This window comes from Brucella sp. TWI432, from assembly GCF_039674445.1.
Taxonomy (GTDB): domain Bacteria; phylum Pseudomonadota; class Alphaproteobacteria; order Rhizobiales; family Rhizobiaceae; genus Brucella; species Brucella chromiisoli.
This window is the reverse complement of the sequence record NZ_JBDJNL010000004.1, coordinates 63,851-88,186: the sequence shown is the minus strand read 5'-3', so window position 1 is coordinate 88,186 and position 24,336 is coordinate 63,851. Positions and strand designations below refer to the sequence as shown.

The following is a 24,336-nucleotide window of genomic DNA, read 5'->3' as shown; positions in this document are numbered from 1 at the left end:
CTGATTAAAAGTGGCTGAGCGATCTCTTTCGCGTTGCGTCATTCATTGGTGTTATGGAAAGCGAGCTTTTGCCCTGGAGGGACCATGCTGGAAAAGCTGTTCAAGTTGCAGGAACACGGCACATCGGTGAGAACGGAAGTTATCGCCGGTTTGACGACCTTCCTGACCATGTCTTACATCATCTTCGTCAATCCTGATATTTTGTCCAGCACGGGCATGGATCGCAACGCGGTTTTCGTTGCAACCTGTCTTGCGGCGGCATTGGGTTCGATCGTCATGGCACTTGTTGCCAATTGGCCGATCGGCATGGCTCCGGGCATGGGCCTGAATGCCTTTTTCGCCTTCACAGTTGTGGGCGCTATGGGCTTTTCCTGGCAACAGGCGCTTGGCGCGGTGTTCATCTCTGGTGTCATCTTCCTGCTCCTCACCGTAACAGGTATTCGACGTTGGCTGGTTGAGGGTATTCCACAATCATTGCGCAGCGCCATTGCAGCCGGTATTGGCATGTTTCTGGCGTTGATCGGTCTTAAGAATGCAGGCATTGTTGTTGCTAATCCGGCAACACTGGTCGGTCTTGGCGATTTGCATGGTGCCGGTCCGCTTCTGGCGATTGCAGGCTTTTTCATCATCGCAGCTCTGGATGCGCTCAAAATTCGCGGCGCAATTCTGATCGGTATCCTCGTTGTTACCATTGCATCGATTTCGCTCGGCATTACGCAGTTTAATGGTGTGTTCGACACGCCTCCAAGTCTCATGCCGACATTCATGCAGCTTGATATCATGGGTGCATTGCATACCGGCATTCTGCATGTGATTCTGGTTTTCGTGCTTGTCGAAGTTTTTGACGCGACCGGTACGCTGATCGGTGTTGCAAAGCGCGGCGGCCTGATCGAACCGGGTAAGCCAAATCGCCTTGGCAGGGCCTTGTTTGCAGATAGCACAGCCATCCTCGGCGGCTCACTGCTCGGCACATCCTCAACGACCGCTTATGTCGAAAGCGCATCCGGCGTTCAGGCTGGTGGCCGAACAGGTTTGACAGCACTTGTTGTTGCTGTGCTGTTCCTTGCTGCGCTGTTCATTTCACCGCTGGCAGGTTCCGTGCCTGCCTATGCCACAGCACCGGCACTTGTTTATGTTGCCTGCCTGATGATGCGTGAGTTGTCAGAAATCAAGTGGGACGAGATCACAGAAGCAGCGCCTGCCGCTCTGACGGCACTTGCAATTCCATTCACCTATTCGATTGCAAACGGTCTTGCTTTTGGTTTCATCACCTATGTTGTGCTCAAAGCTGTCACCGGAAAAGCACGCGAGGTGCATCTGGCAACATGGATTGTAGCGGCATTGTTTGTGATCCGCTTCGCATTTTTCCCAGAATAACAATAAACGCCGGGGCAATACCCCGGCGTTTTTCTATCTGCTTTATTTGGGAGTTCAGATGATGGCACCGGATGAATTTAAGCTGCTTGAGAAGCTAATTGATGTCATTGAACAAGACATCATTCCTTTGACCCAACAGGGCGTTGCAAAAGGCAACAAGGTGTTTGGTGCTGCACTTTTGCGCAAGTCAGATTTGTCTCTGGTGCTGGCTGAAACGAATAATGAAACCGAAAATCCCCTCTGGCATGGTGAAGTGCACACGCTCAAACGCTATTATGAAATGCCGGAGCAGGGGCGCCCCAACACCAAAGATATGGTTTTCCTGTCCACGCATGAGCCATGCTCTATGTGCCTTTCGGCGATCACGTGGAGCGGGTTTGATAATTTTTATTATCTGTTCAGCCATGAGGATTCACGCGATGCGTTTTCGATCCCGCATGATCTGAAAATCCTCAAAGAGGTCTTCACATTGGAGCCGGGTGGCTACAACCGCGATAATAGCTTCTGGCACAGCCATTCAATTCCAAAAATGGTGGCATCGCTGCCGGAGCCGGATCGTCAGCGGCTGGAAAAGCGACTGGATGCAATTCGCGCACAATATGATGCAATGTCCGGCGCGTATCAGTCATCAAAAGACGGAAATACTATTCCGCTGAGCTAATTCAAAGGCCGCATATCAAATCTGATATGCGGCCTTATTATTTTAAATCTTGTCGAGCAGATTGCGCTTCTGAAGGTTCTGGATCAAAGCGCGAATACCAAAAGTCCATTCGGCGCAGTTATCGGTGCGATCCACCCAATTAACGAGACATCCGAGCTTAGGCGTAGAGATTTCCACCTTGTCGCCGATTTCGTGTGTGAAGCCCTGACCTGCTCCACGACGGTCTTTGACGGGGGCAAACATTGTGCCGAGGAAAAGAACGGCACCATCAGGATATTGGTGGTTACGGTTCATCATTTGCCCGGCAAGATTTTCTGGATCGCGACTGATCGCTTCCATTGGGCTTTCCCCGGTCATTTCGAAACCATCGCTACCGGTTACTTTGAGCGAAAGCTTGAGCTTGCGCAGCACATCCATGGTGAAGTTTCCGTCGAAAAGACGAATGAACGGGCCAACTCCGCAGGATGCATTGTTGTCCTTGGCCTTGCCGAGAAGCAACGCTGAGCGCCCTTCGACGTCACGCAAATTGACGTCATTTCCGAGTGTTGCACCGACAATGCGGCCATCCGAAGCCACAGCCAGGACCACCTCCGGTTCAGGATTGTTCCATTGCGAGATCGGCAGGATGCCAACCGTGGCACCACAGCCAACTGCAGACATGGGCTGCGACTTGGTGAAAATTTCAGCATCGGGACCGATCCCGACTTCCAGATATTGCGACCAGAGGCCCATTTCCTGAAGCAGCGCCTTGACCTGTGCAGCTTTCTCGGAACCGGCGGCGACGCCGCGCAGACTGTCGCCAATCACTGGTGCAAGCCGATCACGGACTTCGCGCGCGCGCGTCGGATCGCCTTTTGCCTGTTCTTCGATCACGCGCTCGAGCATGCTGTCGGCGAAAGTGACGCCTGCAGCTTTGATTGATTGCAAATCGATGGGCGCCAGCAATTCGCCTTTTGCGCCGGAAAGATAATCGTCTAAAGCTCCAAGATCGGCAAAGCGGCTGACATCCTTGAGCTCATCGACCAGTGTTTTACGTTCGAGCAAGCCGGAAACGGTTGCGGAAAGTTGAGAGAGATCATGCACATGGCCATTGGCGACCAAAACGGGGCAGGGACCATTTTCAGCCTTTGACCACACCCGGCCGATCAGAACTGCCGATGCACTGTCTTCGGGCAGGATGGTGGATGAATTCAGAATATGCTTGTCTTGCACGGATAGTCCTCCCATTTGGCAATATCTCCTCAACTCAGAAATCCGGATTGAATTGAATCCGAATTTATTGTCTGGTTGTCTGATAACTATATATACCTGCTTTGAAAACAGTTTTATGCACCAAATGCGGTTTCGACATGAAATAGTGTTTCACATTGCAGAACCATAACAGGTCAAATATCAATGGCTTCAATAGCGGTCGAGTGTCAGGACATTATGGGAGAACGCCTTGTTCGATGAAATCAGACGGAGTGAACAGCTTCCCGCCCGTATTGCTTCTGAGATTGTGCGCCAGATAACCGAAGGTAGCTGGCAACCGGGGCATAAATTGCCAACCGAACATCGTTTGGCCCAAAGTTTTGGCGTTAGCCGTTCGGTCATTCGCGAGGCTATTGCGCAACTGCGCAGCGAGGGGCTGATTGAAACGCGACAGGGGGTTGGCGCATTTGTTACCGAACCCGACCGGCGTCAAGCGATTCGTATTGAGCCTGAAACGCTTGCCGACCGCGATCATTTCCGCAGCTTGTTTCAGCTGCGCATGGCACTTGAGATTGAGGCTGCTGGCCTTGCGGCTGTGCATCACACGGCCGAGGACATGTGCAAGCTGGATGAAGCGCTCGCAGGAATGAGTGGCCACAAGAAATGGGCCGATGAAGGCATTGATGCCGATCTGGCATTTCACCGCGCATTGGCGAGTGCCACGCATAACGAATATTTTCCTCTCGTTCTTGGTTTTATTGCAGAGCGTATCAGCCAGGCCATTCGCGCCGCGCGGGCGCGTGCGGTTCTCGAAGAGATCGTTGAAATCACAATTCAGGAGCATCAAGCAGTCCGCGATGCGATTGCCGAGCGCGATCCTTTAAAGGCGCGAGACGTCATGCGAAAGCATGTGGTCGGCGCTGCACAACGCGTTAATCTTGAGTTGGAGACATTCTGAGCATGTCGGGATTGCATATAATAGTCATGGGCGTTTCCGGCTCCGGTAAATCGACAGTCGGGGAAAGGCTGGCAGAAGCCCTTCATCTGCCTTTTCTTGAAGGTGACAGCCTGCATCCACAATCCAATGTCGATAAAATGGTGGCTGGAATTCCGTTGCAGGATGATGATCGTTGGCCTTGGCTTGACCTCATCGCAGAGCGTCTTGCAACGGGTGAAAGCGGAATCATCATATCCTGCTCATCGCTTAAGAGAAGCTATCGTGAGCGCCTTCGGAAGGCTGCACATGGACCGCTGTTGTTCATTTTCCTCGATGGCAGTTTTGAAGTTCTGCATGAACATATGGGCCACCGTACCGGCCACTTTATGCCATTAGCAATGCTGGAAAGCCAACTTGCCACCCTCGAAAGCCCGGTCGGCGAACCCATGGTATTCCGCGCAGATGTTGTCGATCCTATTGAGAAAATCGTTTCAGAAAGCCTTGAATGGATGCGTTCGATGGCGGCCGAGTTACCGTAGCGGCCAGAAGAACATCAGCGCAGGCACTGTTACAAGTGCGATAATGATCGATAATGGCAGCCCAAGTCTGGGATAATCGCTGAACTTATAGCCGCCGGGACCCATCACAAGCGTATTGCACTGATGTCCGATCGGGGTGAGGAAATCGCACCCCGCGCCAATCGCTACCGCCATAAGAAAGGCTTCCGGCTTAAAGCCCAGTCCCGCTGCGAAACTCGTTGCAATCGGAGCCATAACCAGCACCGTTGCGGCATTGTTGAGAAAAGGCGTGACCATCATGGCCGTCACCAGAATGAGCGCCAGTGCGCCAGCAGGCGGCAATTGGTGACCAATGTTTGACAGCCATTGTGCGATCAGCTCAGTGCCTCCCGTTGTTCGCAAAGCATCAGACACAGGTATCAGGGCCGCAAGCATCACCAGAATTGGGCCGTCGATCTCATCATAGACTTCGTTGATCGGAATGACTTTGAATAGCAGCATAGCAACGGCCGCGGCAAAAAATGCAACCGCGACAGGCACGATACTCAATGCCGTCGCACCAATTGCAGCAATGAGAATGGTAAGCGGGACGAGGCCACGCCGGACACTTCCAAGCATCAGCTTGCGTCGTGCCAATGGCAGCAATTCAGATTCGGTCAGGAAGTTTGAAAGGCTGGCTTGTCTGCCTTGCAGAACCACCACATCCCCAAAGCTCAGACGTACCTCACTCAGCCGTTCTGAAATACGCTGGCCGGGCCGACTGACTGCGAGCAGATTGACCTCATAGCGCGCGTAGATATCAAGCTGTTGTGCGTTCAGGCCGACCAGGCGGGAATTGGTGCCGATAACAGCCTCAACGGTTTCGATCTCCGTTGAACCGCTTGTTTCAGACGGGTTTCTGTTTTTCGATAGAGTGAGTTTTCCAGAACTTACAACGGTGTCCAGTGCTTTCGGATCGCCCTCAAGCAGCACGACATCGTTTTCAACAATCACGGTATCGGGCAAAGGTGTAATGCGGCTGTTCTTGCGAACGATCGATGTTACCATCGCCTCGCCTTCAGCTGGCTTGATCAGATCACTGATGCGTTTGCCAACAACAGGAGAATTGGCAAGCACACTGGCTTCACAGGCGTAGTTTTTGATCTTAATCGCTTCGTTGAGCGAAATGTTTTCGCGCGTGCGCTGCGGCACAAGCCAATAAAAAGTCACAAGGTAAATCAGACCTACACTGGCGAGTATAGCGCCGACGGGGGTGAAATCGAACATCGTGAAGGGCTGACCGACCATTTCACCGCGAATGCGCGACACAACGATGTTGGGTGAGGTGCCCACTTGCGTCATCAAGCCACCAAGCAGCGCACCAAACGCCATTGGCATAAGGAAGGTTGATGGCGAGACATTGGAGCGGCGCGCAAACTGGAACGCAACCGGAATCATAATTGCCAATGCACCAACATTTTTCACGAATGCCGATAAAACCGTAACAATGGCAACAAGAACCGCAAGCTGCAATCGAACGCTGTTTATATCCGGCAGAAATCGCTGAACCGCGTTTTGCATAAGGCCTGAGCGTGCCACTCCGGCACTCACAATCAGCGCGCTGCCCACGATAATGACGATGTCATCACTGAAACCGGTAAAAGCCTGATCATAAGGGACGACGCCAACGGCAACAGCCAATAAAAGCGAGCAGAGAGCTACAATATCGTAGCGAAATCTGCCCCAGATAAATGCCCCCATCATAAGAATGATCACTGCAAAGGACAGTATCTGCGGATGGGTCATCGAATGCGCGTTCCTCGGAGGGAGAAAAATATTCTATTTCGTGTAGCGCATAACAAAGAAAACGAAAATGCTAAAATGAAGCGATTTCTTATATATCGGGCGCTCAAAATGCAGAACGCCCGATATTGAAATTAGTTGCCCGCGCGGCGACCATCGGCACCAAAAATATGAACGTCTTTCGCAGAAGCGCCGATTTTGACCATTTCATCTATGGAATGTTCTGAGCGACCGGCAACGCGGAAGATCAGCGGCTTGCCATCGGAGAGAGAGCTATGGATATAGCTTTCGGCGCCAACCAGTTCGATCGCGTCAATACGTACTTCCGTGTTGAAGCCATCTGCGTCAGGCTCACCGTTCTCAATGATACGAATATCTTCAGGACGCACACCAAAAGTGTACTTCTCCGAAGGAAGCGCAACCGCTTTACCCGGCAGCCAGACAGTGCTTTCGCTCTTTTCGAGCAGATTCATCGATGGTGAACCGATGAAAGTGGCAACGAAGGTCGAAGCCGGTTTTTCATAAAGCTCAATTGGGGTGCCAACCTGCTCAATATTGCCGGCGTTCAATACCACGAGACGATCAGCCATGGTCATGGCTTCCATCTGATCGTGTGTGACGTAAACACTGGTTGTGCCGAGTGCACGTTGAAGGCGCTTGATCTCAACGCGCATCTGTACGCGAAGTTTTGCATCGAGGTTTGAAAGCGGTTCATCGAAAAGGAATGCAGCCGGTTCACGCACGATAGCGCGACCCATGGCAACGCGCTGACGCTGACCGCCCGAAAGCTGGCGCGGCTTGCGATCAAGAAACTGTTCAATTTCAAGCGCTTTTGCGGCCTTGTTGATGCGGCGTTCGATTTCGTCTTTGGGCGTTTTGCGATTTTTCAGACCATAGGCGAGATTTTCGCGAACAGTCATATGCGGATAGAGCGCATAGTTCTGAAACACCATTGCGATGTCGCGTTCGGCTGGTTCGACATCGTTGACGATCCGGTCACCAATGGAAATTGTACCAGCACTTATGCCTTCAAGTCCTGCGATCATGCGCAGAAGCGTGGACTTTCCGCAGCCTGAAGGTCCAACAAGAACGACGAACTCGCCGTCCTGAATATCCAGCGAAACGCCTTTGATGACTTCAACACCGCCGCCATAGCTTTTGCGGACATTATCAAGAATGATCTTGCTCATTATTTTTCCGTTTCAACGAGACCTTTGACGAACCAGCGCTGCATCAATACCACCACGAGAATAGGCGGTATGATAGCCAGAATGGCCGTGACCATGACGTAATTCCACGGTGTGGAAGCATCGGCGAAATCCACCATACGGCGCAGGCCGATGATAATGGTGTTCATCTTTGCGTCATTGGTCACGAGCAGCGGCCACAGATACTGGGTCCAGCCATAAATGAAGAGAATGACGAAGAGGGCAGCAATGTTCGTCTTCGACAGCGGCAGCAGAATATCACGCATGAAGCGAAATGGACCTGCATTATCGATGCGTGCAGCTTCTACCAACTCACCGGGAATGGTGAGGAAGAACTGCCGGAACAGGAATGTTGCCGTTGCCGATGCCATCAAAGGCAATGTCAGACCAGCGTAAGTGTCAATCAAACCGAGATCGACGATGACCTTATAGGTCGGGAGAATACGCACTTCGACAGGCAGCATCAGTGTAACAAAAATCATCCAGAAGAAGAACATGCGGAATGGAAAGCGAAAGAACACAATCGCAAACGCCGACATGAAGGAGATGATGATCTTGCCAACGGCAATCAGCATGGCAACGACGAATGAATTCCACAAAAGCCGTTCAAGACTGACGCCAACAACACGTTCAACGCCGCCGAATATGGCTTCGTTATAGTTCTCCATCATATGCCCGCCGGGCAAGAGCGAGATTGGCGGACGGATGATCTGGCCGGATGTCATCGTTGACGCGATGAAGGTGTAATAAATCGGAAAGGCAACAATGATGATCCCGATGATCAGGATCAAATGGCCGATCAGATTGGAGACTGGGCGTTTTTCAATCATTCTCGCCTCACTCACGAATAATGCACGCGCTTCTCAATGAAGCGGAACTGGAATGCGGTCAGGGCGATCACGATAATCATCAGAATAACTGACTGCGCCGATGAAGAGCCGAGGTTAAGATTGACGAAACCGTCATTATAAACCTTGTAGACCAGAGTTTCGGTTGCTTTGGCAGGGCCGCCGCCGGTTACAGCATGGATGATGCCGAATGTGTCGAAGAAGGCATAAACCGTGTTGACCACCAGCAGGAAGAATGTGGTTGGCGCCAGAAGCGGAAACACGATCGACCAGAATCGCCGCGCGCCGCGCGCCCCATCAATGGCAGCAGCTTCGATCAGTGATTTTGGAATGGCCTGAAGGCCCGCGACAAAAAACAGGAAATTGTAAGAGATCTGTTTCCATGCGGCTGCACCGACAATCATCGCCATCGCCTGATTGCCATTGAGCAGAGGATCCCATGCAAAGCCGCTGCTGCGCAGCAGATAGGCAAGTGTGCCCATCGCTGGGTTGAACATGAACAGCCACAACAGGCCTGCAACAGCTGGGGCTACAGCATAGGGCCAGATCAGCAATGTACGATAAAATGTCTTGCCGCGAATGACACGGTCAGCAGCCGTTGCAAGCAGCAAGGCTGCGCCCATGGCTACAAACGCAGTCAGAAGATTGAAGACAATCGTGACCTGAACGGAATGCAGGTAATTGGGGTCGGATAACACATTCGTAAAATTGGCAAGTCCAACGAATGTGGATTTCAATCCGAACGCGTCTTCGCGCATGAAGGATTGATAAATTGCCTGACTGGCTGGCCAGAAGAAGAAGATCACAGTCAATATGATCTGCGGGGCCAGCAGGAAAAAGGGTAAGACTTTGTTTGGAAACGTGACTTTCTGCACGGGGAGTTTCCTTGCGGATAGCAATACCGCCAACCCTAATGGGCCGGCGGTATGCTTTATTTCATCATATTATTATTGTGCGGCGGCAATCGCTTCGTTTGCGCGTTTTACGGCGTTATCGAGAGCCGTTTTTGCATCCTGCTTGCCACCAAGCATTGCTTCGTATTCTTCATTCAGAATATCGCGAACCTGCGGCAGGTTGACGAGGCGGACACCTTTGGAATTTTCCGTCGGTGCTTTACCCATCATCTGAAGGATTGGCGTTTCACGGCCCGGATTTTTTTCATAAAAATCCGAGTTTTTGGTTGCTTCATAAGCAGCCATCGTCACAGGCAGATAGCCGGACTTTTCATGCAATTTCTGCTGAGTTTTGGTCTGCGAAAGGAAGTTGAAAAATTGTGCGATGCCTTTGTACTGATCGTCGCTGAGACCTGCGAAGACCCAGAGGCTTGCGCCACCCGGAATAGTGTTCTGCGGGCCATGGCCTTCATAATAAGGCAACTGACCGATGCCGTAATTCATGCCAGATTTCACCACATCGCCAAGTCCGCCCGAAGATTCAGTCAGCATTGCGCATTCACCCGAGGTAAAAAGCTGCTTTGCTTCAGATGTACGGCCGCCGTAACGGAAGGTGCCGTCCTTGGCAAGATCGGCAATTGCCTGAAAATGTTCAACGAAAAGTGGTTCGTTGATCTTGAGTTCCACATTCGTGCCTGCAAGGCCATTTTCGTTGGTGCCGTAGGAAATATTATTCCATGCAGCAAAGTTTTCGGTCTGAATCCATGTCAGCCATGTCGAGGTAAAGCCACAGGCCGATGCGCCGCTTGCCTTGATCTTTTTGGCTGCTTCAAAAACTTCTGGCCATGTCTTTGGCGGGTTGTTTTCGTCAAGGCCAGCTTTCTTGAAAGTGTCCTTGTTATAATAGAGGATCGGCGAAGAAGAGTTATAAGGGAAAGACAGCATGGTGCCGTCTGGCTTCGAATAATAAGCCACGATACCCGGCAAATATTGTGACTTGTCGAACTTATAGCCACCTTTTTCGAGCACTTCTGCTGCTGGAACCACCGCGCCTTCAGCAGCCATCATAACACCGCTACCGGCATCGAAGACCTGAATGATTGCAGGCGGCTGCTTGGAGCGGAATGCAGCAATGCCTGCATTCAGCGTTTCAGGATAGCTGCCCTTATAGACTGGAACGATCTTGTATTCGCTCTGGCTTTCGTTGAACTCTTTGGAAAGCTCATTGACCATTTCATTGTTTGCACCGGTCATGCCATGCCACCATGACAGTTCTGTCTGGGCAAAAGCCTGCGAGCCAAGTGTGAACGCAAGAGCGCCGGTCAGCGCCGAAGTCGTAATCAGACGGGTAAACATATTTCCTCCTCAGGAAATGAGGTTTCGTGAGCATCAAGAACGGATTCGATCCGGCCTCTGGGTGTCGGAACCTGCATTATCGTTATTACACTTATATGACTTCAATTTTCATTGAACAACTTTTAACTCCCGAAAACAGAATAAATCCGAAAATTTTATTTGTTGAAAGGAAAAAAAACGAAAACGAATTGATAACATTGGGGAGAAAGTGTGGATAGAGGCGTTTTTCCTGATGATTGCCTGACGATTGATTGCGACTCTTTAGCGATGAGGCCTTCACGATGAAATCTTTATGGTTTAGATGGGCCCAAATTTCTGTGCATCATTTTGCAGGTTTTATTCCGTAAAACGTGCAACGCAGCGGCGGAAATGCGGACCGATTTTTAAGAAAAGTGCATTGGAACGTTTTATCGTTCCCGAAATTCGCAGGCGGAGTTTTTATGTCCATCAAAGCAGACTGGAATGCAGCCTCTTTATCTGCAAAGATTTATTCCAGAACATGGGACAAAAATGAGCCAGGCGGAGTCATTATCGGGTTTGATCTGAACGGCACGAAGTTCGCTTATGCCGGAGGTCTGGAAAGTCTCGCGACAGGTATTCCATTTACCGCCAACACCGTTATTCGCTACGCATCGATCACAAAGCATATGTTTTGCGCAATGGTGCTGCGCCATAGAGATATCATTGATTTTAATGACAGGCTTGGCGATCATCTCCCAGAGTTGCAAAGCCCGTTGGCGGACGTTTCAATCGGTCGCGCTTTGGATATGACATCTGGTTTACCGGATGTGCGGGAGTGTTTGACATTATTGGGCCTGTCGGTTGATACGCATACGGGTGCTGAAAGCCTGATCGAGTTTCTATCGTCTATGACGCGGTTGAATTTCGCGGACGGGACTGAAGTTTCCTATTCCAATACCGGGTATCGACTGGTTGAAGCCGCTTTTGAGCGGAAGGGTCTGTTTTTCAAAGATTTTGTACGCTCCGAGATCGGTCTTCCTCTCAATATATTTATGGATGCACCTGACTGCTGGGCAGATCCGGTCAAAGGACTGGTCCCAGGCTATTGGAAGTCCGGCGAAAAATGGCAGCAGAGCCATGCTGGCCTTCAACTCTCTGCGTCTGGAAGTGTGGCAGGCAGTGGTATGGCGCTCACGAAATGGACGCAGGCTCTTTTGGCCGGTGAGGGTGCGTTGAGCGGGCTGCTTTCGGCACTTTCCGCGGGGCATTTTTTAAATGATGGCCGCCCGACAGGTTATGGCCTTGGTCTGCGTTGGAACGAAATTGGTGGCAAGCATTTTGTCGGCCATGGCGGATCGCATCCGGGCTATAAAAGTTATTTTCTCCTCGATCCTGCCGAAAAAACAGGAATCATCGTTGTTTGCAATCGGGAAGATGCAGACACATACACAATCGCTCGCGACTGTATGGCTGCTCTTAATGGGCTTTCGCTTCCTGAAAAGACGTCTGCTATCCCCGATGGACTGTATGTCGCTGATACGGGGCCATTCTGGCTTGAGATGCGCGAAGGCGTTGCCAATTATCTGGGGGCGGAAGACCGGCTTTATGACGTTGGGGAAGGTTGGGCTTCTTCACTGTCACCATCGTCGCCGATGAAGCTGCGCTGGAATGGAGAGGTGCTTTACGGCGAAATCGGCCATGTGCAGCGCGAACTGCGCCCGGTGCAGGCGGGGCCTGTGGACAATCAGTTTGACGGCCAGTGGAATGCGCCTCTTTATGGCGCGTCGTTTGTCATCGACAATGGGCACATCATTATGGGCGTAGGCCCTGCGCGTCAGGTCATGCCGGTTGAAGATTTGGGCAATGGCAGAGCCTTGTTCATGTTGCAGGATGGACCATGGAACAAACGCATTTGCATCCATCGTCTGGGGAACGATAGGCTTGAACTGGTCCTCAACCGTAGCCGCGTCATGGAATATCAGCGTTCAAACAAAATTGGAGTGCCGATCTGATCCAGTCAGATCGAAACACGCTCTAAAAACGCTCCACTGTGTTATTTTCGAAAAATTGATTCCGAAAATGATTTGAATGGAGTGAGCCAATGCTTGAACAGATGATCGATCAGGGTGCCGGTCGCGAACCCGCCGATATCGTGTTGAAAGGCGGCTGCTTCTTCGATCTTGTTACCGGCGAGCTTGTTGAAAGCGACATTGCGATCAGTGGCGATCGCATTGTCGGTACATTCGGCACCTATCAGGGAAAAAAGGAAATCGACATTTCCGGTCGCATTGTTGTGCCGGGTTTTATCGATACGCATCTGCACATTGAATCATCCAATGTGACACCCCACGAATTTGATCGGTGTGTGCTGCCACAGGGCGTTACGACAGTGATTTGTGACCCACACGAGATTGCCAATGTTCTGGGCGTAGAAGGTCTGCAATATTTCCTCGATAGTTCGCTGGAAACGATTATGGATATTCGGGTGCAGCTTTCAAGCTGCGTGCCTGCAACGCATATGGAAACGTCCGGTGCGCAACTGCTGATCGATGATCTGCTGCCTTTTGCCGATCATCCAAAGGTGGTCGGTCTCGCCGAGTTCATGAATTTTCCGGGTGTTTTATCAAAAGACCCAGAATGCATGGCGAAGCTAAAAGCCTTTCAGGGACATCATATTGACGGTCATGCACCGCTTTTGCGCGGGCTTGATCTGAATGGCTATATTGCGGCAGGCATTCGCACCGAGCATGAGGCGACCACTGCCGAAGAGGCGCTTGAAAAGATGCGCAAGGGTATGCATGTGCTGGTGCGCGAAGGCTCGGTTTCCAAAGACTTGCATGCCTTGATGCCGATCATCACAGAGCGGCACTCGCAGTTTCTGGCACTTTGCACCGATGATCGTAATCCACTCGATATTGCTGATCAGGGCCACCTTGATTATCTCATTCGCACGGCGATTGCAGGGGGTGTTGAGCCGCTTGCGATCTATCGTGCTGCAAGCATTTCCGCAGCGCGCGCCTTTGGCTTGTTTGATCGCGGATTGGTTGCGCCCGGCCAGCGCGCCGATCTCGTGGTCGTCGATAGTCTCGAAGGCTGCCATGCAGAAATGGTATTATCTGCGGGCAGGGTGGTTTCTGAAGAGCTGTTCTCAACGCGTGGATCTGTTGCGGAAGTTGGACGCAACAGTGTGAAAGCGCCGACAGTCAGCGCATCGAGCTTCAGATCACAATCCAATAGCGGCAAGACCCGCGCCATCGGCATCGTTCCGGGCAAGATTATTACCGAAAGCCTGGAGTTTGATCTTAAAGTCGGCCCACATGGTGTTGAACCCGATCTTGAGCGCGATGTGGTCAAAATTGCGGTCATTGAGCGACATGGCAAGAATGGCAATATCGCCACTGGCTTCGTGCATGGTTTTGGCCTGAAAGCCGGCGCTATTGCGTCAACCGTCAGTCACGACAGCCATAATATCTGCGTGGTCGGCGTTTCGGATGAAGATATTGCGGCGGCGGCTAACCGGCTTGGTGAAATTGAAGGTGGTTTTGTCGTGGTTCGCGATGGCAACGTGCTTGCAGAAATGCCTTTGCCGATTGCCGGACTGATGAGCGTTGAACCCTATGAAACGGTCCGTGAACAGCTGCGCGAACTTCGCCATGCTGCGGAAGAGCTTGGCTCGGTTCTGGAAGAACCGTTTCTTCAACTCGCCTTTGTTGCATTGCCGGTCATTCCGCATCTGAAAATCACGGATCGGGGACTCGTTGATGTCGATAAGTTCGAATTTGTCGGAAACTGATTATCGATCAATCCGCGTCGAGAGAATGATCGATGACATGGTGCGCTCGACGCCTTCGAGCGCACCGATTTTGTCGAGAACAACATCCAGTTCCTGAATTGACGGCGCTTCGACCACGACAATCATATCGAAATGGCCGCTGACCGAGTGCAATGTGCGCACAGCCATGATACCGCGCAGCGCTGTTTCAACCTTTGGTGCAAATTTCGGCAATGCTGTCACCAGCACATGCGCCCGCACCAGATCACGCTCAAATTCAGGAGCGATTCGAACGGTATAGCCTTCGATGATCCGCCTTTTTTCCAGCTTTTCCAGCCTGCTTTGGACGGTTGTTCGTGACACGCCGAGCCTGCGAGCAAGGTCGGCAGTGGAGGCACGGGCATTTTCACGCAGCAGGGCGATGAGGGCTAGGTCAGCATTTGTCGTCATAATGCATATTGAATACGTCAAATCGTACAAACAAACAACGTGAAATCGTCAGTTTAAATGCTTCTTTTCGCCGAAATTTGTGAGATTCTTTGTTCATCAAAATTGCATTACCCAAGGGGAAAATACATGAAAGAGATCGTTGTTGTCGGTGCGGGCAAAATTGGTGCAACCATTGCCGATCTTCTGGCTTCGACTGGTGACTATGCTGTGACGGTTGTCGATCGTTCGCAGGCTCAGCTCGACGCGTTGGACACGGGCGCGGAAGTCAAAACGCAGGCACTCGACATTGCAGACGCTAAGGCGCTTGAAACCGTTCTCGCCGGCAAGTTTGCTGTTCTGAGTGCTGCGCCATTTCAGCTCACGACGCTGATCGCTGAAGCGGCTGCCAAGACCGGCGTGCATTACCTCGATCTAACCGAAGACGTTGCCAGCACCAAGCGCGTCATGGAATTGGCCAAGGATGCACAGACAGCATTCATCCCACAGTGTGGGCTGGCTCCGGGCTTTATCTCGATTGTTGCCTATGACCTTGCAAAGCGTTTCGATACACTCGAAAACGTGCGTATGCGCGTTGGTGCCTTGCCAGAATTTCCGTCGAATGCTCTCAACTACAACCTGACCTGGAGCACAGACGGTCTGATCAATGAATATATCGAGCCATGTGAAGCTATCGTCAATGGCGTATTGACCAAGGTTCCTGCACTTGAAGAGCGTGAAGAATTCTCGCTTGATGGCGTAACTTACGAAGCGTTCAATACGTCGGGTGGTCTCGGCACGCTTTGCGATACGCTCGAAGGCAAAGTGCGCACGCTCAACTACCGCACGATCCGTTATCCGGGCCATGTTGCGCTCATGAAGGCGCTGCTCAACGATCTCGGCCTGCGTCATCGCCGTGAAGTGCTCAAGGATATTTTTGAAAATGCCCTGCCAAGCACACTTCAGGACGTTATCGTGATTTTTGTTACCGTTTCGGGCACCAAGAACGGCCGTTTGGTTCAGGAAACCTATGCGAACAAGGTTTATGCCAATCAGGTTGGCAAGATCGTTCGTTCAGGCATCCAGATCACCACGGCCTCGGCAATCTGTGCCGTGCTTGACATGCTCGCCAAGGGCGAAATCGCACAGAAGGGCTTTGTTCGCCAGGAAGACATCACGCTGGATGCATTCCTCGCAAACCGTTTCGGCAAAGCTTATGCGCAGGAAGACCATGCAACGCGTCTCGTTGCCTGAAAGCACCGTTAAGGCCTTGTCAGACCCGTTGCGTTCAATACGCAGCGGGTCATCTTGCGTTAAAATAGCACCAAAGTTGCAATTGAATTTGTTCGGCTTTGCGGGCAATCCGAACTGAGGACTGCATAAAAAGCCCGTGTGTTAAAAGTGAAATAGGGAAGCGATGTTTAAAACAATTTTGCTGGCCGGTCTGGCCTCTGTCGTCCTTTCCATGCCTGTGCAGGCAAAGGAATGGAAAGAAATCCGTATCGCCAGTGAAGGCGCCTATCCGCCCTTCAACTATATGTCGCCAGACGGCAAGCTGGTCGGATTTGACATTGATATTGCGAATGCGCTTTGTGAAGCGATGGAAGCCAAGTGTGAAATCGTCGCCAATGATTGGGACGGTATGATCCCCGGCCTTCAGGCCAACAAATTTGACGCAGTGATCGCTTCGATGGCCATTACGCCCGAGCGTGAAAAGCAGGTCGCTTTCTCGGAGCGCTATTACACCACACCACTGGCAGTTGTCGTGCCAAAGGATAGCGATATTACCTCGCTTGAGCCTTCAGCATTTGACGGAAAAACCGTTGGCGCACAGGCTGGCACCACACAGGGCAATTATGCCGATGACGTTTATGGCAAGGCTGGCGCAGATGTGAAGCTTTATCCAACGGCTGATGAGGCCAATGCCGATCTTGAAAATGGTCGTATTGATGCAATTGCAGCTGATAAATTTCTCGCAGCCGACTGGCTGAAGAAACAGGGTGCAGATTGCTGCAAATTCCTGGGCGATATTCCGGGTTCTGAAACAAAAATCGCGGTTGCTCTGCGCAAGGGTGATGACGATCTGCGCGAGCAGTTCAATGCTGCAATCAAAAAGATCCGCGACAACGGCACTTACGAGACAATTCGCAAGAAATATTTCGACTTCGATATCTATTGATAAAATTATCGGACGCCGCTCAATCTTTAACTTGAAACAGGCGGCGTCCGGTGCTTCATTCTATAAATAATTGCTGGCATAGACCTGCAAAACAGAGCCATAAAACGGTCAAGGGGAATATTATGTTGAAATCGATCCTGTTCGCAGGCGTTGCTTCCATTATCGCCGCACTTCCGGCGCAGGCTAAAGAATGGAAGGAAATCAAGATCGCGACAGAAGGCGCTTATCCGCCTTTTAATTTCGTTGCGGCCGATGGTTCTTTGCAGGGATTGGATGTTGATATCGCCAATGCGCTCTGCAAAGCGATGGAAGCCAAGTGCACCATCATTGCTAATGATTGGGACGGAATGATTCCGGGCCTTCAGACCAATAAATTCGATGCGGTTATTGCATCGATGAGTGTGACCGAAGAGCGCCAGAAGCAAGTATCGTTCACCGATAAATATTATTCAACGCCGCTCTCCGTTGCCGTTCCAAAAGACAGCCCGATCACTTCACTCGCCCCAGAAGCTTTCAAAGGCAAGTCGGTGGGCGCGCAGGCTTCCACCACACAGGGCACCTATGCGGAGGACGTTTATGGCAAGGCCGGAGCGGACATAAAACTCTATCCGACTGCCGATGAAGCCAATGCCGATCTTAAAAGCGGTCGTCTTGATGCGGTGGTTTCCGACAAGTTCCCGATTTCCGACTGGATCAAGGCTGATGGTGCTGATTGTTGCAAGCTGATTGTTGATGTGCCTGGCACGCAGACCGACACGGCAATCGCTGTGCGCAAGGATGACAATGATCTGCGCGAGCAGTTCAATGTGGCTATCAAGAAAATCCGCGACGATGGCACCTATGCGACCATCGTGAAGAAATACTTCGACTTCGATATTTACTGATTAAATAAAGTTTCTTGTAAAAGTTTGCTCACTTTGATGTATGAAAGCGCGCGCTGACTGTTTATCGGTGCGCGCTTTCATTTCATGGAATGGTTCGGGGATACCATGCAGCAACAAGATGTCATCGTTCTGGGCGCGGGTATTGTCGGGGTTTCAGCAGCACTTCATTTGCAGGCGCGGGGGCGGTCGGTCACGCTGATTGATCGTGGCGAACCGGGGCAGGCCACAAGCTTTGGCAATGCTGGTCTTATCGAACGTTCGAGCGTCATTCCCTATTCTTTTCCGCAAGGGTTGGGTAAGCTCCTACGATATAGCCTCAACCGGCGTTCCGATGTGCGCTACGATCCATTTTATGTTCCACGCATTGCGCGGTGGCTGTTTCAGTATTGGCGTGAATCTTCGCCTGAACGCTTGAAAGTTGCGACTGAAGCCATGTTGCCTTTGGTTGAAGCGAGCGTTCGCGAGCATGATGGATTGATTGCACAGGCTGGTTGTGAGCGGCTGGTGCGTGCGCAGGGCTGGATTGAAGTTTTTCGCAATGAGCCCGCATTTAAGGCTGCTGTTCAGCGCCTGCCGCAGTTGCAACGGTTTAATCTGGCCTATGACATTCTTGATACGTCTTCCTTGAAACAACGCGAAACGACACTGGGCGATGTTGTCGGGGGTATTCATTGGCTTGATCCCAAAACCATCGTCAATCCCGCTGGTCTGGTTCAGGCTTATGCGGACTTGTTTCGCTCGAATGGCGGCCTGTTTGTACATGGCGATGCAGCAACGCTTGCGGAAAGCGCAAACGGCTGGCAGGTGATGACGGAGGACGGTCCAAGTTTTGCGCGTGAAGTTGTGGTGGCCCTTGGTCCACAGTCGGGGCTGGTTTTCCAGAAATTTGGCTATTCTATACCGCTCGGTATCAAGCGCGGTCATCATATGCATTTCGAAATGCACGATGGTGCACGGCTTGGCCATACCGTGGTTGATGAAGAGGCAGGCTATGTGCTCGCGCCGATGGTGCAAGGCGTCCGCCTTTCCACTGGCATCGAGTTTGCGTCACCCAAAGCGCCTGCTAATTTCATTCAGCTCAAACGTGCTGAAAGAGTTGCGCGACGTCTGTTACCACAACTGGGGGCGCCTGTAGAAACCAAACCCTGGCTTGGTCTGCGCCCTTGTTTGCCGGATATGCGGCCTGTCATTGGTGCCGCGCCGCGTCATAAAGGACTGTGGTTTGACTTCGGTCATGCCCATCACGGGCTGACACTTGGCCCGGCCAGCGGTCGATTGCTTGCAGAGATGATGACGGGTGAGAAGCCATTTACTGATCCAGCCCCTTATTCAGCAAATCGCTTTCTATAATTTCCTTCAATTTTCGGCGAGCGGCCTTGTCAGGCACGACAAAGCGGGGTTATCAATTACGCCCCTTCACATCCGCGTCCTGCGGGCAAATTGATCCGGAAAAATCTCGTGAAAATGAAGCCTTTGGGCCGCACAGGCCTCAATGTTACAGAAATCTGCCTTGGCACCATGACCTGGGGCGTGCAGAACACTGAAAATGACGCACATGATCAGCTCGATTTTGCTATCGATGCTGGCGTCAACTTTATTGATACAGCCGAAGCTTATGCCATTCCGATGAGCCCTGAAAGTTTTGGCAAAACCGAAACTTATATCGGAAACTGGTTTCAGAAATCGGGAAAGCGTGATCGTGTCATCCTCGCCAGCAAAATTGCAGGTGGTGGACGTCAACCATGGATCCGCGGCGGTGCGAAGCCAAGTCGTGGCAGTGTTGCGGAAGCTGTGAATGACAGTCTGAGGCGTTTGCAGACAGATTACATTGATCTTTATCAGATTCATTGGCCATCCCGCCCGCATTATCATTTCGGTCAGGGCTGGAGTTTTGATCCCTCAAGCGTTGATCCTAAGGCGGAACGTGAACAGATCCATGATGTTCTACTCGGTCTTGAAGATGCTGTTCGTGCGGGCAAAATTCGTCATGTCGGTCTGTCGAATGAAACGGCTTGGGGCACCATGCAATGGCGGAAAATTGCCGAAGAACATAATTTGCCACGTATGGCGTCGATCCAGAATGAGTATGGCCTGTTGCAGCGGGAATTTGATCACGATATGGCAGAGGTATCGCTGTTTGAGGATGTTGGTCTGCTTGCCTATTCAACATTGGCAGCAGGCGTGCTGACCGGAAAATATATTGGCGGTAAAATCCCCGAAGGATCGCGTGCTTCGGTAATGGACGGTGGCATGTGGCGGGATAATTCCTATTCACAGCCAGCAATCCTCGCTTACATCGATGTTGCGAAGAAGCATGGTCTTGATATTGCGCAGATGGCGATTGCTTTTTCTGCATCAAGACCTTTCATGACCTCTGTCATTATTGGAGCAACAACCGTCGAACAGCTTAAGACAAATATCGCTGCAAGCGAATTAAAGCTTTCAGACGAAGTGCTGGCGGACATCGAAAACGTCTACCGCAATTTCCCGCGTCCTCTTTGATTGAAAATAGCCAGCCACCTATGTGTGGCTGGCTTTTAGCCTAGCGTGTCGCGTTTCATCCTACCCATCGGCTCGCTCTATCTTCTTGTTTTTACGCATCTCGTTCTCGTAAAATCGGTTTTCACTTTTCCGCGACATGCTTTAGATAGGCCACGCGTTGGATTGGCGTGTCGCTTGATGAACTGACGACTATGAGGCAGTCGAGCCGCATATATTAGTTGCAGCACAAAGAGCCTCCTGCAAATTAAACGCTCAGGCGATTTCAACTTGATGTTGCGCTTTTGTGCGCGCTGTGCGCCAGGACGAAAACAGAAAGGCCGCAATGAAAATTACGGTCATCAGCAGAACGATTGTTGGAGCAGGGGCGCTGTCGATGAAAAATGACAGATAAACGCCCATAAAAGACGAAAACACAGCAACGATAATTGCGACAATCATCATACTGCTGAACCTGCGGGTGAGCAGGAAGGCGATTGCACCGGGTGCGATTAGCAGAGAAATCGCCAGTATGATGCCGACTGCTTTCAAAACACCGACGATCGTCAGCGAAATCAGGCACAGAAGTCCATAATGAAGAAACCTGACAGGCAAGCCGACAGCGCGCGCCTGCGCAGGATCAAACGCATGGAGCAGGAAATCTCGCCATTTGACGATGAGAACGCCGGCGGTCACAGCGGCGATAATTGCTGTCTCAATCAGGTCGCTGGTGTTGATGCCCAGAATATCGCCAAACAGGATGTGATCGAGGTGAACATTTGCGCGCACGGAGACGTAAAGCACGAGCCCCAGCCCAAACATGCCGGAGAAGACAATGCCCATGACCGTATCCTGCTTGATACGGCTGTTTTCTTTGAGAAAGCCGGTGGCAAGCGCGCAGACCATGCCAGCAACGAAAGCACCGATGCCAAAAGGAAGGCCAACCATATAGGCGATCACAACCCCCGGCAGTACAGCGTGGCTGATCGCATCGCCCATCAGTGACCAGCCTTTAAGAACCAGAAAGCAGGAGAGCAGGGCGGTCGGAATGGCAATCAGCACCGAGGCAGCCAATGCGTAGATCATGAAGTCAAACTGAAACGGCATCAGGAGTGTTTCGGGAAAGCTCATAGCTTAACCTCCTTGAATGCTTTGGTCGCACGTCGGCGGGCCGCAAACATTCCATGCTTGGGCGCCAGAAAAAATACGGCAAGAAACACAAGCGTTTGCAGCACGACGATAATGCCACCTGTCGCGCCGTCCATGAAATAGCTGGCATAGGCACCCATGAAGCTGGTCAGTGCGCCAATAAGCACCGCAATCCACAAAAGCCGTGAAAAGCGGTCTGTGAGGAGATACGCGGTCGCTCCGGGTGTCACGACCATACAGATGACCAAAAACGCGCCTACGGTCTGCATTGCCGCAACGGTGGATGCTGAAAGCAGCGTAAAGAACATGATTTTCAATGCGGTTGGCTTTAAGCCGATGGAACGCGCATGGCTTTCGTCGAAAAAGACCACCATCAGGTCTTTCCATTTCAACAGCAGCAACGCCAGCGAAACGAAGCCGATGATCGCCAGTTGCAGAATATCGCCGGGCGTTATCGCCAGAATATTGCCAAGCACAATGGTCTGAATGTTGATCGCAGTTGGCCGCAAAGAAATCATAAAGAGACCAAGACCGAAGAACGCTGTGAAAATCAGCCCGATAATCGCATCTTCCTTGAGCTTTGTACGCTGATTGAGAAACAGCATCGCCGCAGCAGCCAGCCCGCCGGAAAAGAAAGCCCCGATAGAAAATGGCAGGCCCAGCATATAGGCTCCCGCCACGCCGGGAACGATGGAGTGGGAGAGAGCGTCACCGATGAGCGACCAGCCCTTGAGCATCAAATAGGCAGACAGAAATGCACAAACACCGCCAACAAGAGCCGAAACCCACATCGCATTGAGCATATAGCCATAAGAAAACGGTTCGAGCAGCAGAGCCATCAATTCTGCCCTTCCTGCTTTTGCTCATAAAGCACAAATGGCCGTTCATCATCGGTAATCACACCAACGGCCAAACGATCGGATTGCTTGGCCTCATTCAGAATAAGATGACGCAGAACGCCGCCAAATGTCTTTTCGAGATTGGCCTGTGTGAAAACTTCCTTCGTTGAACCATAAGCAAGCACAGTATTCTTGACGAGAACAGTGCGGTCACAAAATTCAGGAACGCTGCCAAGATTATGTGTCGAGACCAGCATGACCCGGCCTTCATCACGAAGCCCACGCAGCAGCAGCACAATCGCCTCCTCGGTCTTCACGTCTACCCCGGTAAAAGGTTCATCAAGAAGGATTACCTGCGCATCTTGCGCAAGCGCACGAGCGAGAAATACGCGCTTTTTTTGACCGCCGGAAAGCTCACCAATCTGCCGCTTGCGAAAATCCAGCATATTGACACGACCGAGCGCCTTTTCCACCGCCTCATGGTCGGCACGACGCGCAACACGCATCATGCCCATATGTCCATAGCGGCCCATCATAACGACATCTTCCACCAGAACAGGGAAGTTCCAGTCTACCTCTTCGCTTTGCGGCACATAGGCGACGAGATTGCGCTTGAGTGCCTGTTTTACCGGCTGGCCAAGAATAGAAATGTCGCCCCTTGCCAGACGAACAAACCCCATAATGGCCTTAAACAGTGTCGACTTGCCCGATCCATTCACACCAACCAGCGCCGTAATCGTGCCTGTTGGAATTTCAAAGCTCGCATTGCGCAGTGCTGTGTGGCCGTTGCGATAGGTGACGGTTGCATCTTTGACTTTAAGCCCTTCAGACACGCTATCATTGAGCGCGGCTTGTGCCCGAAGGTGTTGATCTATCGGAACATTCATTGTTTGAGGCCTTTTGCAATCGTGCCCGATGTAACTTTGAGAAGGTCAATATAGGTCGCAACAGGGCCATCAGCTTCGGAGAGAGAATCGACGTAAAGCACACCGCCATATGTCGCGCCGGTTTCACGCGCGACCTGCTTCGCAGGGGCTGCCGACACCGTACTTTCCGAGAAAACCGCGGTGATCGTATTTGCACGCACGGCGTCAATCACTTTGCGAACCTGCTGCGGAGTGCCTTGCTGGTCGGCATTAATTGGCCAAAGGTAAAGTTCCTTGAGATCAAAATCACGGGCGAGATAGGAGAATGCTCCCTCGCTGGTGACCAGCCATCGCTTGTCAGCCGGAATCAATGCGAATTCGGCACTGATCGGATCGATGGTCGCCTTTATCTTAGCCTTATACTTCTCCGCATTGGCTTTGTAAGCCTCTGCATTTTCCGGGTCATATTTGACGAAAGCATCACGGATATTATCGACATAGATGAGAGCAGAGGTCGGGGACATCCACGCATGTGGATTTGGTTTGCCGCTATACGGACCCTCGGTGATGCCCATCGGCACAACGCCGTCGCTCACCACCACGCTTGGAACATTTTTGAGGCGTGAGAAGAATTTCTCAAACCATAGTTCCAGACCGAGACCGTTCCAAAGAATAAGATCCGCACCCTGCGCCTTAATGAGATCTCCGGGGGTGGGCTGATATTCGTGAATTTCAGCACCGGGTTTTGTGATCGATTCAACTGTTGCTGTATCACCAGCCACATTGCGCGCAATGTCGGCGATGACCGTAAACGTCGTTATCGCCTTAAATTTGTTTGATGCAAATGCATTTGCCGGTGCCATCAGTATCACAAGGCTCACAGCCAGACTTGTAAACAGTCTGCGGTTGATCGGTCGATGCATTGCTCTCTCCTTCAAATTCATCCTGTCGGCTGCAAGACGGTGCACGGCCGGATACCTTTAATGCGAATAATTAGCATTTGCATAAATG

At 51.5% G+C, this 24,336-nt stretch carries 22 protein-coding genes; 11 read left to right on the top strand and 11 right to left on the bottom strand.

The features are described from left to right. The first annotated feature begins 84 nt into the window (after window positions 1-84). Window positions 85-1,377 (top strand): NCS2 family permease, encoded by a 1,293-nt coding sequence (locus ABE527_RS09130; RefSeq protein WP_265984079.1) that lies wholly within the window; start codon window positions 85-87, stop codon window positions 1,375-1,377. Window positions 1,378-1,438: 61 nt separating this feature from the next. Continuing rightward, a complete protein-coding gene (locus ABE527_RS09125) occupies window positions 1,439-2,038 on the top strand; it encodes a deaminase (RefSeq protein ID WP_499696784.1) in 600 nt (199 codons plus the stop codon). Between the two features lie 42 nt (window positions 2,039-2,080). Here the strand turns inward: ABE527_RS09125 and ABE527_RS09120 are convergent, their stop codons facing one another. Next, on the bottom strand, window positions 2,081-3,265 hold the full coding sequence (locus ABE527_RS09120) for a fumarylacetoacetate hydrolase family protein (protein WP_265984080.1): 1,185 nt from the start codon (window positions 3,263-3,265) through the stop codon (window positions 2,081-2,083). A gap of 214 nt (window positions 3,266-3,479) precedes the next feature. On the opposite strand from ABE527_RS09120, the gene ABE527_RS09115 reads away from it, so the two are divergent. Both ABE527_RS09115 and ABE527_RS09110 read left to right on the top strand, forming a co-directional pair. After that, window positions 3,480-4,187 carry a FadR/GntR family transcriptional regulator gene (locus ABE527_RS09115; protein WP_265984082.1) on the top strand — a complete coding sequence of 236 codons (708 nt, stop codon included), beginning with the start codon at window positions 3,480-3,482 and terminating at the stop codon, window positions 4,185-4,187. Between the two features lie 2 nt (window positions 4,188-4,189). Further along, window positions 4,190-4,705 carry a gluconokinase gene (locus tag ABE527_RS09110; RefSeq protein WP_499696719.1) on the top strand — a complete coding sequence of 172 codons (516 nt, stop codon included), beginning with the start codon at window positions 4,190-4,192 and terminating at the stop codon, window positions 4,703-4,705. Here the strand turns inward: ABE527_RS09110 and ABE527_RS09105 are convergent. From ABE527_RS09105 to ugpB, 5 genes are all read right to left on the bottom strand, one after another. Continuing rightward, window positions 4,697-6,469 (bottom strand): SLC13 family permease, encoded by a 1,773-nt coding sequence (locus ABE527_RS09105; protein WP_499694287.1) that lies wholly within the window; start codon window positions 6,467-6,469, stop codon window positions 4,697-4,699. The two genes, ABE527_RS09110 and ABE527_RS09105, sit on opposite strands and share 9 nt — an antisense overlap. 131 nt (window positions 6,470-6,600) lie before the next feature. Further along, window positions 6,601-7,656, bottom strand: a complete 1,056-nt coding sequence (locus ABE527_RS09100) for a sn-glycerol-3-phosphate import ATP-binding protein UgpC (RefSeq protein ID WP_499696718.1) — start codon at window positions 7,654-7,656, stop codon at window positions 6,601-6,603. Next, complete coding sequence (ugpE, locus tag ABE527_RS09095) at window positions 7,656-8,504, bottom strand: sn-glycerol-3-phosphate ABC transporter permease UgpE (RefSeq protein ID WP_265984088.1); 849 nt, start codon at window positions 8,502-8,504, stop codon at window positions 7,656-7,658. The genes ABE527_RS09100 and ugpE overlap by 1 nt, the downstream gene beginning before the upstream one ends. A gap of 11 nt (window positions 8,505-8,515) precedes the next feature. Further along, the gene (ugpA, locus tag ABE527_RS09090) at window positions 8,516-9,397 is read right to left on the bottom strand and encodes a sn-glycerol-3-phosphate ABC transporter permease UgpA (RefSeq protein ID WP_265984090.1); all 882 of its coding nucleotides are present in this window, start codon (window positions 9,395-9,397) and stop codon (window positions 8,516-8,518) included. 72 nt (window positions 9,398-9,469) lie between these two features. Next, window positions 9,470-10,771 carry a sn-glycerol-3-phosphate ABC transporter substrate-binding protein UgpB gene (gene ugpB, locus ABE527_RS09085; RefSeq protein WP_499696717.1) on the bottom strand — a complete coding sequence of 434 codons (1,302 nt, stop codon included), beginning with the start codon at window positions 10,769-10,771 and terminating at the stop codon, window positions 9,470-9,472. A 440-nt stretch (window positions 10,772-11,211) separates the two neighbouring features. Here ugpB and ABE527_RS09080 point away from each other — a divergent pair, with 440 nt between their 5' ends. Together ABE527_RS09080 and ade are read left to right on the top strand one after the other, a co-directional pair. Continuing rightward, window positions 11,212-12,744 carry a serine hydrolase domain-containing protein gene (locus tag ABE527_RS09080; RefSeq protein ID WP_396996191.1) on the top strand — a complete coding sequence of 511 codons (1,533 nt, stop codon included), beginning with the start codon at window positions 11,212-11,214 and terminating at the stop codon, window positions 12,742-12,744. A gap of 89 nt (window positions 12,745-12,833) precedes the next feature. Then, window positions 12,834-14,525 carry an adenine deaminase gene (ade, locus tag ABE527_RS09075; protein ID WP_499696716.1) on the top strand — a complete coding sequence of 564 codons (1,692 nt, stop codon included), beginning with the start codon at window positions 12,834-12,836 and terminating at the stop codon, window positions 14,523-14,525. On the opposite strand, the gene ABE527_RS09070 is transcribed toward ade, so the two are convergent. Further along, window positions 14,526-14,954, bottom strand: a complete 429-nt coding sequence (locus ABE527_RS09070) for an Lrp/AsnC family transcriptional regulator (RefSeq protein WP_265984095.1) — start codon at window positions 14,952-14,954, stop codon at window positions 14,526-14,528. Between the two features lie 126 nt (window positions 14,955-15,080). Between ABE527_RS09070 and ABE527_RS09065 the strand changes: the two genes are divergently transcribed. From ABE527_RS09065 to ABE527_RS09045, 5 genes are all read left to right on the top strand, one after another. Then, the gene (locus tag ABE527_RS09065) at window positions 15,081-16,184 is read left to right on the top strand and encodes a saccharopine dehydrogenase family protein (protein ID WP_499694282.1); all 1,104 of its coding nucleotides are present in this window, start codon (window positions 15,081-15,083) and stop codon (window positions 16,182-16,184) included. Window positions 16,185-16,347: 163 nt separating this feature from the next. Next, entirely contained in the window at window positions 16,348-17,109 is a 762-nt protein-coding gene (locus tag ABE527_RS09060; RefSeq protein WP_265984099.1) for an ABC transporter substrate-binding protein, read from the top strand. Window positions 17,110-17,231: 122 nt separating this feature from the next. Further along, on the top strand, window positions 17,232-17,993 hold the full coding sequence (locus ABE527_RS09055; protein ID WP_499696715.1) for an ABC transporter substrate-binding protein: 762 nt from the start codon (window positions 17,232-17,234) through the stop codon (window positions 17,991-17,993). A 105-nt stretch (window positions 17,994-18,098) separates the two neighbouring features. Next, window positions 18,099-19,343, top strand: a complete 1,245-nt coding sequence (locus ABE527_RS09050) for an NAD(P)/FAD-dependent oxidoreductase (RefSeq protein WP_499694279.1) — start codon at window positions 18,099-18,101, stop codon at window positions 19,341-19,343. 114 nt (window positions 19,344-19,457) lie between these two features. Then, a complete protein-coding gene (locus tag ABE527_RS09045) occupies window positions 19,458-20,495 on the top strand; it encodes an aldo/keto reductase (RefSeq protein ID WP_499696783.1) in 1,038 nt (345 codons plus the stop codon). A 252-nt stretch (window positions 20,496-20,747) separates the two neighbouring features. On the opposite strand, the gene ABE527_RS09040 is transcribed toward ABE527_RS09045, so the two are convergent. The 4 genes from ABE527_RS09040 to ABE527_RS09025 are packed head-to-tail and all read right to left on the bottom strand — an operon-like array spanning window position 20,748 to window position 24,188. Beyond that, window positions 20,748-21,602 (bottom strand): metal ABC transporter permease, encoded by an 855-nt coding sequence (locus tag ABE527_RS09040; RefSeq protein WP_499696714.1) that lies wholly within the window; start codon window positions 21,600-21,602, stop codon window positions 20,748-20,750. Continuing rightward, window positions 21,599-22,459: a metal ABC transporter permease gene (locus ABE527_RS09035; RefSeq protein WP_499696713.1), complete on the bottom strand. Its 861-nt coding sequence runs from the start codon at window positions 22,457-22,459 to the stop codon at window positions 21,599-21,601. The genes ABE527_RS09040 and ABE527_RS09035 overlap by 4 nt, the downstream gene beginning before the upstream one ends. Beyond that, on the bottom strand, window positions 22,459-23,346 hold the full coding sequence (locus ABE527_RS09030; RefSeq protein WP_499696712.1) for a manganese/iron ABC transporter ATP-binding protein: 888 nt from the start codon (window positions 23,344-23,346) through the stop codon (window positions 22,459-22,461). The genes ABE527_RS09035 and ABE527_RS09030 overlap by 1 nt, the downstream gene beginning before the upstream one ends. Further along, complete coding sequence (locus ABE527_RS09025) at window positions 23,343-24,188, bottom strand: metal ABC transporter substrate-binding protein (protein ID WP_265984477.1); 846 nt, start codon at window positions 24,186-24,188, stop codon at window positions 23,343-23,345. Before ABE527_RS09025 ends, ABE527_RS09030 begins: the two co-directional genes overlap by 4 nt. Window positions 24,189-24,336: the final 148 nt, after the last annotated feature.